The sequence below is a fragment of the Streptomyces albireticuli genome (assembly GCF_021228125.1).
Lineage (GTDB): Bacteria > Actinomycetota > Actinomycetes > Streptomycetales > Streptomycetaceae > Streptomyces > Streptomyces albireticuli.
The window spans coordinates 149,111-158,130 of record NZ_JAJQQS010000017.1; the positions used below are offsets into that span (position 1 = coordinate 149,111).

The window sequence follows — 9,020 nt, forward strand, 5'->3', positions numbered from 1 at the left end:
CGAGGCGGGGGCGGGCGACCGGGTGCGTCCTGAGGGTTACGCGTACGCCTTGTCCTTCATGAGGATCGTGGCGAGCGGCGTCTTGCCGTCCTCGACGGCCAGAGCGGTGAAGGTGACACCGAGCTTGATGGCGCCGGTACGGGTCAGCGCGATCTCCTCGGTCTCGGTCACCTGGCCGCGCGGGATGACGAACCGGTACGTGATGTCCTTACCGTCGACGAACTCGATGCCGAGCTGCCGCTCGTCCTGCTTGGGCGAGGACTGAAGGCCGAAGCTGAACTGGTCGGCCGGGGCCGGGCTGCCGGCCAGGGGCGTGGCCTTGTCGCCGCCCATGAAGAACGACAGCGTGTCCTTGTTCATCTGGAGCAGCTGGAACTTCACGGTCAGGTCCCGGTCGGAGAAGATGAACCGCGCCGGGCTCACCGACTGCCAGGTGTCCACCGGGTCGATCTTGTCCTTCTTGTTGAACTTGATGCCGTCGGTGGTGGTGTAGCCCAGGTCGACCCAGTCGGGACCCCAGGTGGCGTCGATGGTGGCCGGGGCCGGCTTGTTGAGGTCGGCGACCAGGATGCGGCCGGTGCCGGCCACGCGGATCTCGGAACCCTTGCTGCCTGCCATGTGAACTCCTCTGTCGATTCTGCGGATTCTGTCGGCTTTGTCGATTCCGCCGGTTCCGGCGGAGTGATGGACATGACGAAGGCCCCGCCGGTCTCCGGCAGGGCCCGTATCGGGGGTGTGCGGCGCCTCGGACGATGGGCCGGGCCGCCTCAGGCGAGACGGATCAGCAGCCGCACGGTCGAGAGGTAGCGGTTACCGGCCGGGCGGTTGTAGTCGGGCAGCCAGCGCGGCCCGTCCGCCTCGACGACGTCGGTGACGTACGCCGTGCCGTAGCTCGTACCGCGCGCCTGGAGGAGCGCGGCGCGGGCGGCGAGGGCGACGCCGTGCGCGGTGGTCTTGTCCGGCCCGTAGACCTCGAGGTCGACCAACGGCTCGTCGAGGTGCCGGTCGTCGACCCACGCGCCGCCGGTCCTGGAGACCAGAACGGCCTTCTGGGTGCCGTCGAAGCCGCCCGGCGGACGGTTGTCGACGACGACGCCGGTGAGCTCGGTCCGGTTCTTCAGGTGGTCCACGACGAGGCGTTCCACGTCGGGGAAGGCGATCGGGGCATCACTCACATGCGTGCTCCTTACCGGAGAGTTGAGGTGAGGTGGTGCGGTTGACGCGGGGCGCCCGTACGCCTGGATGGAGGGAGGGGGCGTACGGACGGAAGGCCGCGCACATGCGAAACGGCGGGCCGCCCAAGGGTGTTGGGCACAGCTCCGCCGCTGCGATAAGTGTGAACGAGAACGCGCGAGCGCGCAACCAGTAACCGGGGGCGGATTTTCGGGCGGCCTCGCAGGCGCGCCCCGCGCGCATGCCCGGAACAGCGAAAGGCCCCCGCCGCATCGAGCGATGCGACGGGGGCCGGGAGGGGCGGACGGCCCCTCACTACTCCTGTGTTCTTCTGCCAGCGCGCATGTTCGCGCGCCTTTCTGTCAGTGCCTGCGTTCGCGCGCCCCTCTGCCAACGCGTGCGTTCGCGCGCCTTTCTGTCAGTGCCTGCGTTCGCGCGCCTTTCTGTCAGCGCGTGCGTTCGCGCGCTCTCCTGTCAGCGCGTACGTTCGTGGGCGCGCCGGGTGTTCCGCTCGGCCGCGAAGATGTCCTCCAGGCGGAACAGCTGCGCCCGCCCGCGCTTCCCCACGGCCCGCAGGTGCCCCTGCTGGACCCACTTCCGTACGGTCGCAGTGGACACCCCCACCTCCTGCGCGGCCGGCTCGGCCGTCAGCAGCCCGGCGGTCATCGCGCCGCCCCGAGTGCGGCCCGCAGGGTGTCGGCGGGCAGGGCGGGGCGCTCCTCGCCCTCGCGCCCGGTCAGCGCGGCCCATTCCTCCTCGGGCCAGCTGTGCCGGTGCTCCGCGCCGGTCGCGCAGCCACAGGCCGCGTCCCCGCACCGGCAGGCCGGGTTGACGCACAGGACGGCCTGCCGGGCCGGGAAGAGGCGCAGGGACACCGAGTCGCACAAGGGGCAGCGGCCGTCCACGCGGAAGAGCGGCTCCGCCTCGCCCAGCGCCCGGCCGCAGCGCCCGGACATGCGCCGGGCCTCGCTCAGGACGTGCTCGGCGAGCACGGCGTCCACGCCGGGGGCATCCAGCAGCCCGGCGATGCGGCGCAACCGCTCGGGGACCGGGGCCTTGCGGGGCCGGCCCTGGCCGAGGCGCTCGCGGACGGCTTCCTCCAGCTCGATGACGCCGTCGGTGACGTCCCTGATGGCGTCGGAGACGTCGAGCCGCAGAGGCGCGGAGCCGCCGCCCGCGGGCCCGCCGCGCGGGGTGCGCGAGGGGCGCGGGCCGGTGCGGCCCGGGGCGAGTTCGGCGAGCAGCTCGGGGAACTGACGCCCGAGCAGGTCGAGCCAGACGCGGGTGTGGACAGCTGCGGTGCTGATCTCGTTCATGACGGAGACCCTTCACGGCCGTTGCTTTCGAGCGGGCCGCCGCGGACGACGCCGAACCGGGTGGTCGCGAGGTCCGCGGCCGGTGGCCGCTGCTCGACGTTCGGATGGTGCGGTGGTGAATGCGGTAATTGCAGGCGCGCAACGCTGGACCCCTTCCGCCGGCGCGGCCGGAGGGAGCCGGGCGCGCGCCGCCGGGCAGGAACCCGGGGCGAAGGAGGGTGGATGACGTGGATGAAGTGAGCGGGATCAGGGAAGAATTGCCGAACAGTCTTCGAACATATTTGCGAGCTCGAATGAATTTTTCCACGTTGCGCGCACGCGCGCAACAACAATTTTCTCCACAGGGCCTCCACAGCCCACCTGGAGCCGTAGGGCACCGCGATCCCTCGCGCACATTTCGCACGCGCACGCGCGTTAGTCTGGTGCGCGGATGGAGGGAGCGGGTTTGCGATGAAGGACACCCTGGAGGAGTTCGCAGCCTGGATGGAGGGCCTGATGAGGTCCCGCGGCTACGACATCGATCATCCCCGAGGCGGCGGCCGGTCCAGGATCGCCGACGACGCCGGGGTCCACCGCGCGGCCGTCACCCGGCTGTTGCAGCGACAGAGCATGCCCGACCTCGCCACCATGCGCGGGCTGGCGCGGGCCCTGGACGTACCCGTGCGGGACGTGCTGATCAAGTCCGGCAAACTGACGGAAGCCGATCTGCCGCTACCCGTGACGTACGCTCAGAACAGGGCAGCGGACAGCCGGGGGATCACTCTGGAGGAGGCCGCCGAACTCCTCGGGATTCCCGATGAGAGGCGCGCGCTCTTCCTCCAAGTGGCGGCACCGTTCCTGCCGTCGGGGGAGGGGAACGCTCAGCGACGGAAGGCAGCAGGCCACGGCTGAGGGGAAGGCAGGGGGCACGCATGGGCACAGATCAGGGGATATCGGAGCATCACCGCCCCGCCGACGGGCCGGACGAGCCAGGCGCCGGCCGCCCCCGACCCATCACCCTCGACTCCGGAGAACTCGCCGGACTACTCCTGGAGATGGGCCGCGCCGCGACCGAGGGCGAGCTCGGCGTCTACCCCCGCGACGAGCTGGAGCGCGCCCGCGAATCGGGCTACGCGCAGGGCTGGCAGGACGCCATGCGCTATGTGGCCGAGCAGGGCGGCGCCGACCCGCAGCACACCACGCTCGCGGATGTCATCGCCCTCATCGACTCCCCCCTTCCGTCCCCCCGGGCCAGCGATCTGCGCGCCCAGGAGCCGCTGATGCCGCACCGCAAGCGCAAGCCGGGGGGCGACCAGCGCTCGGGATGAGCTGGTGAGCCCTCGGACGAACGGGCCGCCCCGGACGGAACGGCGCGCCCTCGCGCCTTACGGCTCACTCCGACCTGAACGGCGCTTTCTCGCGCCTTACGGCTCACCCCGACCGGAACAGCGCTTCCTCGCGTCTTACGGCGTCAGATCAGCCCGTGCTCCCCCAGATAGTCCAGCTGCGCCCGCACGGACAGCTCCGCCGCGGGCCACAGGGACCGGTCGACGTCCGCGTAGACGTGGGCGACCACCTCGGCCAGCGTGCGGTGGCCGCTCTCCACGGCGGTCTCCACCTGCGCGAGCCGCTTCGCCCGGTGGACCAGGTAGTAGTCGATGGCGCCCCGGGCGTCGGTCAGCACGGGCCCGTGGGCGGGCAGCACCAGCTCCACCCCCTCCTCGACGACGAGGGCCCGCAGCCGGCGCAGCGAGTCCAGGTAGTCGCCGAGCCGCCCGTCGGGATGGGCGACGACGGTCGTGCCCCGGCCCAGGACCGTGTCGCCGGTGAGCAGCGCCCGGTCGGCGGGAAGGTGGAAGCACAGGGAGTCCGCGGTGTGGCCGGGGGTGGAGATGACGTGCAGCTCCAGGCCGCCGGTGGTGATCACGTCCCCCACGCCGAGCCCCTCGCCCCCCAGACGCAGCGCCGGGTCCAGCGCCCGCACCCGCGTCCCGGTGAGCTCCGCGAAGCGGGCCGCGCCGTCCGAGTGGTCGGGGTGGCCGTGGCTGAGGAGGGTGAGGGCCACCCGCTTGCCCGCCGCCTCGGCGGTGGCGACGACGGCCCGGAGGTGGGTCTCGTCGAGCGGGCCGGGGTCGATGACGACGGCGAGGTCGGAGTCGGGTTCGGCGACGATCCAGGTGTTGGTGCCGTCGAGCGTCATCGCGGACGGGTTGGGCGCGAGCACACAGGTCGCCCGGGCGGTCGCGGGACCGCCGGGCGCGCCCTCGCGGGGCCGGCCGGGGAGATCGGTCGCGGATGTCATGAGTCGGCCTCCGAAGGTCCCGGAACGGTGTGGTGGGCGGCCACGTGCTTGGTGAATTCGTCGTGCCCGGGCCAGCTCAGCACGATCTCGCCCTCGACGAGGCGCGCTCGCGCGAGTACGGGCGTGAGATCCCGCTCACCCGCCGCGGCGAGGGCCTCCCCCACCGAGCCGTAAGGGAGGAGGGACCGCAGTGTGGAGATGGTCGGCGGCATCATCAGCAGGTCGCCCCGGTCGTAACCGGCGGCGGCCTCGGCCGGGCTGATCCACTCGACGCGATCGGCCTCCGTGGAGGCGTTGCGGGTGCGCTGCCCCTCCGGGAGGGCGGCCACGAAGAACCAGGTGTCGTAGCGGCGCGGCTCGAACTCCGGGGTGATCCAGCGGGCCCAGCCGCCGAGGAGGTCGCTGCGCAGGACCAGGCCGCGCCGGTCGAGGAAGTCGCCGAAGGCCAGCTCCCGGCTGACCAGGGCGGCCCGGTCGGCCTCCCAGCCGGCGTCGGTGGTGTCCGCGACGACGGTGCCGGGCGTGGGCCCGGCCAGCAGCACGCCGGCCTCCTCGAAGGTCTCCCGGACGGCGGCGCAGACGATGGCCTGGGCCACGGCGGCGTCCACGCCCAGGCGGGCGGCCCACCGCTCGCGCGAAGGCCCGGCCCAGGGCACGTCGCGCGCGTCCCGCGGGTCGACCGAACCCCCCGGATACGCGTACGCGCCTCCGGCGAAGGCCATGGAGGCGCGTCTGCGCAGCATGTGGACGGCGGGGCCGCCCTCTCCGTCACGGAGCAGCAGCACCGTGGCCGCGCGGCGCGGCGCCGCGGGCTGGAGCTCACCGTTCGTGAGCGCTCTGATCCGGTCCGGCCACTCCGGCGGGTACCACTGGCCGTTCGAAGTCGACATGGCCGGATGCTATGCGCTCACGCGCGGATGTTCGAGGGGAACCGGCCCGTACCGGCCGCCTCGGAGGATCAGTCCCGGACCTCGACCAGGAACTCGACCTCGACCGGCGCGTCCAGCGGCAGCACCGCGACGCCCACGGCGGAGCGCGCGTGCACGCCCTTCTCGCCGAAGATCTCGCCCAGCAGCTCGCTCGTGCCGTTGAGGACACCGGGCTGGCCGGTGAAGTCCGCGGCGGAGGCGACGAAGCCGACGACCTTCACCACGCGGACGATCTTGTCGAGGTCGCCGACGACGGACTTCACCGCGGCCAGACCGTTGAGCGCGCAGACCGCCGCGAGCTCCTTGGCCTGCTCGGCGCTGACCTCGGCGCCGACCTTGCCGGTCACGGGGATGGCACCCTTGACCATCGGCAGCTGGCCCGCCGTGTAGACGTACGCGCCACTGCGCACGGCCGGCTGGTAGGCGGCCAGCGGCGGCACGACGTCCGGCAGTGTCAGGCCGAGCTCGGCCAGCCGTGCCTCGACGGCACTCACGCCTTCTCCCGCTTGAGGTAGGCCACCAGCTGCTCCGGGTTGTTCGGGCCCGGAACGACCTGGACGAGCTCCCAGCCGTCCTCGCCCCAGGTGTCCAGAATCTGCTTGGTCGCGTGCACGAGGAGCGGCACGGTCGCGTATTCCCACTTGGTCATGGGCCCGACTGTAATGCCTGACACCGGCAGCCTCGTGCGTAGCCCGCTCGGCGACTGGTTAGGCTCCGATTCATGAGCAGGCTCCATGTCGTCAGCGGCAAGGGCGGAACCGGTAAGACCACGGTGGCCGCGGCCCTCGCGCTCGCCCTCGCCGCCGAGGGCAGACGCACCCTTCTGGTCGAGGTCGAAGGACGGCAGGGCATCGCCCAGCTCTTCGAGACCGAGGCGCTGCCCTACGAGGAGCGCAGGATCGCGGTCGCCCCGGGCGGCGGCGGTGAGGTGTTCGCCCTGGCGATCGACGCCGAGCGGGCCCTCCTCGACTACCTCCAGATGTTCTACAAGCTCGGCAGCGCCGGGCGCGCCCTCAAGAAGCTCGGCGCGATCGACTTCGCGACGACCATCGCGCCGGGCCTGCGGGACGTCCTCCTTACGGGCAAGGCGTGCGAAGCCGTCCGCCGTAAGGACCGAGCGGGCCGTTTCGTCTACGACCACGTGATCATGGACGCGCCGCCCACGGGCCGGATCACGCGCTTCCTCAACGTCAACGACGAGGTCGCCGGGCTGGCCCGGATCGGCCCCATCCACAATCAGGCGCAGGCCGTGATGCGGGTACTCAAGTCGCCCGAGACCGCAGTGCACTTGGTGACTCTCCTGGAGGAGATGCCGGTCCAGGAGACCGTGGACGGCATCGCCGAGCTGCGCGCGGCCCAGCTGCCGGTGGGCGGCATCGTGATCAACATGGTGCGCCCGGAGATCCTGGACGAGGCCGCGGTGGAGGTCGCCGCGAACGGCGCCCGCGCGGAGGTCGCCGAGACGCTCCGGTACGCCCTGGAGCGGACGGGACTCGGCGGCAACCGGCACCCGGGCCTCGCCGAGTCGCTGGTCGACCCGCTGGTGACCCAGGCCCGCGAGCACACCGAGCGGCTGGCCCTGGAACGCAGCGGCCGCACCGAGATAGCCGGGCTCGGCCTGCCCACGTACGAGCTTGAGCTCCTGGGCGACGGCATGGACCTGGCGGGGCTCTACCGCATGGCACGGGAACTGCGGAAGCAAGGAGTGGCGCGTTGACCCTGCCGGACCAGGCGAACGGCCTCGACAAGGCGGCCGTCCTCGACATCGACCCCGTACTGGACAACCCCCGCACCCGCATCGTGGTGTGCTGCGGCTCGGGCGGCGTCGGCAAGACCACGACCGCGGCGGCGCTCGGCCTCCGCGCGGCCGAGCGGGGGCGGAAGGTCGTCGTCCTCACCATCGACCCGGCCCGCAGGCTCGCCCAGTCGATAGGCATCGACGCCCTCGACAACGTGCCGCGCCGGGTGCCCGGGACGGACACCTCCGCGGGCGGCGAGCTGTACGCCATGATGCTCGACATGAAGCGGACCTTCGACGAGATCGTCGAAGCGCACGCCGACGTGGAGCGCGCCCGCGCCATCCTGGAGAACCCCTTCTACCAGTCCCTGTCGGCCGGCTTCGCGGGCACACAGGAGTACATGGCCATGGAGAAGCTCGGCCAGCTCCGCGCCCGCGACGAGTGGGACCTGATCGTCGTGGACACCCCGCCGAGCCGCTCCGCGCTCGACTTCCTGGACGCGCCGGGGCGCCTGGGGTCCTTCCTGGACGGCAAGTTCATCAAGGTGCTGATGGCACCCGCGAAGCTCGGCGGCCGGGCGGGGATGAAATTCCTGGGCGTCGGCATGTCCGTGATGAGTGGTCCCCTGAACAAACTGATGGGGGCCCAGCTGCTGCGTGACGTACAGACCTTCGTGGCGGCGATGGACACCATGTTCGGCGGATTCCGTACCCGCGCCGACGCCACGTACCGGTTGCTCCAGGCCCCCGGGACGGCCTTCCTCGTCGTCGCGGCGCCGGAGCGGGACGCCCTGCGCGAGGCGGCGTACTTCGTGGAGCGGCTGGCCGCGGAGCGGATGCCACTGGCGGGGCTGGTGCTCAACCGGGTGCACGGCAGCGGGGCCGCCCGGCTCCCCGCGGACCGGGCGCTGGCCGCCGCGGAGGCGCTGCTGGACGGTGCCGGAGGGCAGCCCTCGGCCACCGTCCCGGCCCCCTCGGCGCCCCCGGGAGAAGGGGCGGGCGGGGCCGGGGAGGCGACGACCTCGGGGGATACGAGGCGTACATCGGATACGTCAGAAAATCTTGACGGTGGCGGCATTGTGGATCGTGACAGCGGGCAAGCTGGCTCACGTACCGTTGACGCCCCGGGTACCGGCACTCCCACGGTCCCGCACCCTTCCGAGGGCACTCCCGAAAGCACTCCTGAGAGCAGGGGCCTCCCCCAGCCCGCCTCACCAGGAGACTCCACCGCACGGCTGACCGCCGGTCTGCTCCGGCTGCACGCCGAGCGGATGCGGGTGCTCGCACGCGAGCGCCGCACGCGTGACCGTTTCACCGCGCTGCACCCCGAGGTCGCGGTGGCGGAGGTCACCGCCCTGCCGGGTGATGTGCACGACCTGGCGGGACTGCGGGCGATCGGCGAACTGCTGGCCGCCCAGCCCGCTGCCGCGACCGTGGAGGGCGCCGTCGCGCACTCCGGCACGACCGGAGCCGCCACAGAGGTCACCGGCGACGCCGTGGGCACGTCGGACGGTGATGCCGGGCAGTGATGCCGGGCGGTGTCGACGGGCCGTGTCGTCAGGCCGCGTTGCCGGAGCGACATC

The 9,020-nt window shown here is 72.2% G+C and carries 12 protein-coding genes; 4 read left to right on the forward strand and 8 right to left on the reverse strand.

The annotated features are described in order from the left end of the window. Nucleotides 1-36 precede the first annotated feature (36 nt). From LUZ64_RS27360 to LUZ64_RS27375, 4 genes are all read right to left on the reverse strand, one after another. Nucleotides 37-618: a phage tail tube protein gene (locus LUZ64_RS27360; RefSeq protein ID WP_095584000.1), complete on the reverse strand. Its 582-nt coding sequence runs from the start codon at nucleotides 616-618 to the stop codon at nucleotides 37-39. A gap of 149 nt (nucleotides 619-767) precedes the next feature. Next, nucleotides 768-1,175 (reverse strand): hypothetical protein, encoded by a 408-nt coding sequence (locus LUZ64_RS27365; protein WP_095583999.1) that lies wholly within the window; start codon nucleotides 1,173-1,175, stop codon nucleotides 768-770. Nucleotides 1,176-1,647: 472 nt separating this feature from the next. Next, nucleotides 1,648-1,839 (reverse strand): helix-turn-helix domain-containing protein, encoded by a 192-nt coding sequence (locus tag LUZ64_RS27370; protein ID WP_095583998.1) that lies wholly within the window; start codon nucleotides 1,837-1,839, stop codon nucleotides 1,648-1,650. Continuing rightward, a complete protein-coding gene (locus tag LUZ64_RS27375) occupies nucleotides 1,836-2,489 on the reverse strand; it encodes a hypothetical protein (RefSeq protein WP_211305138.1) in 654 nt (217 codons plus the stop codon). Before LUZ64_RS27375 ends, LUZ64_RS27370 begins: the two co-directional genes overlap by 4 nt. Nucleotides 2,490-2,939: 450 nt before the next feature. On the opposite strand from LUZ64_RS27375, the gene LUZ64_RS27380 reads away from it, so the two are divergent. Beyond that, entirely contained in the window at nucleotides 2,940-3,380 is a 441-nt protein-coding gene (locus tag LUZ64_RS27380) for a helix-turn-helix domain-containing protein (protein ID WP_087927028.1), read from the forward strand. Between the two features lie 20 nt (nucleotides 3,381-3,400). Beyond that, nucleotides 3,401-3,796, forward strand: coding sequence for a hypothetical protein (locus LUZ64_RS27385; RefSeq protein ID WP_143593406.1), 396 nt, complete (start codon nucleotides 3,401-3,403; stop codon nucleotides 3,794-3,796). A 143-nt stretch (nucleotides 3,797-3,939) separates the two neighbouring features. Here LUZ64_RS27385 and LUZ64_RS27390 read toward each other — a convergent pair whose 3' ends face one another. The 4 genes from LUZ64_RS27390 to sp36 all read right to left on the reverse strand — a co-directional run bounded on the left by LUZ64_RS27390 (nucleotide 3,940) and on the right by sp36 (nucleotide 6,348). Then, nucleotides 3,940-4,770, reverse strand: coding sequence for an MBL fold metallo-hydrolase (locus LUZ64_RS27390; protein WP_095583996.1), 831 nt, complete (start codon nucleotides 4,768-4,770; stop codon nucleotides 3,940-3,942). Beyond that, nucleotides 4,767-5,660: an NUDIX hydrolase gene (locus LUZ64_RS27395; protein WP_095583995.1), complete on the reverse strand. Its 894-nt coding sequence runs from the start codon at nucleotides 5,658-5,660 to the stop codon at nucleotides 4,767-4,769. The genes LUZ64_RS27390 and LUZ64_RS27395 overlap by 4 nt, the downstream gene beginning before the upstream one ends. A gap of 68 nt (nucleotides 5,661-5,728) precedes the next feature. Continuing rightward, on the reverse strand, nucleotides 5,729-6,193 hold the full coding sequence (locus LUZ64_RS27400; RefSeq protein WP_095583994.1) for a RidA family protein: 465 nt from the start codon (nucleotides 6,191-6,193) through the stop codon (nucleotides 5,729-5,731). Beyond that, nucleotides 6,190-6,348: a Sp36 family protein gene (gene sp36 / locus LUZ64_RS27405; RefSeq protein ID WP_003967454.1), complete on the reverse strand. Its 159-nt coding sequence runs from the start codon at nucleotides 6,346-6,348 to the stop codon at nucleotides 6,190-6,192. Before sp36 ends, LUZ64_RS27400 begins: the two co-directional genes overlap by 4 nt. 72 nt (nucleotides 6,349-6,420) lie before the next feature. Between sp36 and bagA the strand changes: the two genes are divergently transcribed. Both bagA and bagB read left to right on the forward strand, forming a co-directional pair. Then, the gene (gene bagA, locus LUZ64_RS27410; protein WP_095583993.1) at nucleotides 6,421-7,416 is read left to right on the forward strand and encodes an ATPase BagA; all 996 of its coding nucleotides are present in this window, start codon (nucleotides 6,421-6,423) and stop codon (nucleotides 7,414-7,416) included. Between the two features lie 2 nt (nucleotides 7,417-7,418). Beyond that, on the forward strand, nucleotides 7,419-8,966 hold the full coding sequence (gene bagB, locus LUZ64_RS27415; protein WP_211305139.1) for an ATPase BagB: 1,548 nt from the start codon (nucleotides 7,419-7,421) through the stop codon (nucleotides 8,964-8,966). Nucleotides 8,967-9,020: the final 54 nt, after the last annotated feature.

What these genes read in the sequence shown, in the direction of transcription:
- LUZ64_RS27360 (WP_095584000.1), bottom strand. Translation starts at nt 618, where the DNA reads ATGGCAGGCAGCAAGGGTTCCGAGATCCGCGTGGCCGGCACCGGCCGC.
- LUZ64_RS27370 (WP_095583998.1), bottom strand. Translation starts at nt 1,839, where the DNA reads ATGACCGCCGGGCTGCTGACGGCCGAGCCGGCCGCGCAGGAGGTGGGG.
- LUZ64_RS27375 (WP_211305138.1), bottom strand. Translation starts at nt 2,489, where the DNA reads ATGAACGAGATCAGCACCGCAGCTGTCCACACCCGCGTCTGGCTCGAC.
- LUZ64_RS27380 (WP_087927028.1), top strand. Translation starts at nt 2,940, where the DNA reads ATGAAGGACACCCTGGAGGAGTTCGCAGCCTGGATGGAGGGCCTGATG.
- LUZ64_RS27385 (WP_143593406.1), top strand. Translation starts at nt 3,401, where the DNA reads ATGGGCACAGATCAGGGGATATCGGAGCATCACCGCCCCGCCGACGGG.
- LUZ64_RS27390 (WP_095583996.1), bottom strand. Translation starts at nt 4,770, where the DNA reads ATGACATCCGCGACCGATCTCCCCGGCCGGCCCCGCGAGGGCGCGCCC.
- LUZ64_RS27395 (WP_095583995.1), bottom strand. Translation starts at nt 5,660, where the DNA reads ATGTCGACTTCGAACGGCCAGTGGTACCCGCCGGAGTGGCCGGACCGG.
- sp36 (WP_003967454.1), bottom strand. Translation starts at nt 6,348, where the DNA reads ATGACCAAGTGGGAATACGCGACCGTGCCGCTCCTCGTGCACGCGACC.
- bagA (WP_095583993.1), top strand. Translation starts at nt 6,421, where the DNA reads ATGAGCAGGCTCCATGTCGTCAGCGGCAAGGGCGGAACCGGTAAGACC.